This window comes from Paramesorhizobium salinisoli, from assembly GCF_003335045.1.
GTDB classification, from domain to species: Bacteria; Pseudomonadota; Alphaproteobacteria; order Rhizobiales; family Rhizobiaceae; genus Paramesorhizobium; species Paramesorhizobium salinisoli.
The window spans coordinates 1-258 of the sequence record NZ_QOZG01000152.1; the positions used below are offsets into that span (position 1 = coordinate 1).

Genomic DNA, 258 nt, shown 5'->3' on the forward strand with positions numbered 1-258 from the left:
GGGGATCGATCGTCCAGGTGACGGGTTGCGTGCCGATCGACTGGCCGTCCGCCGTCCGATAGGTCGCCTGCACCAGATGCGGCGTGTTCGCCGTCACGGGATCGCCGTCCAGCGAAATCACCGAAAGGACGTTGCCGGCGGGCACTGAGCCGGCGGCCGTGACCGGAAAGGTGCCGCTGCCAATGGGGACGGCCGGGTTGTCGCCACGGGCATAGATGGTGACGGAAGGGAATGGCGACGTATTCGGCCCGGTGATGG

General features: G+C 67.4%; 1 protein-coding gene. It reads right to left on the reverse strand.

The genetic code is table 11. The annotated features are described in order from the left end of the window. On the reverse strand, positions 1-258 hold a 258-nt coding region (locus DUT91_RS26035), incomplete at both ends, for a hypothetical protein (protein WP_160113737.1).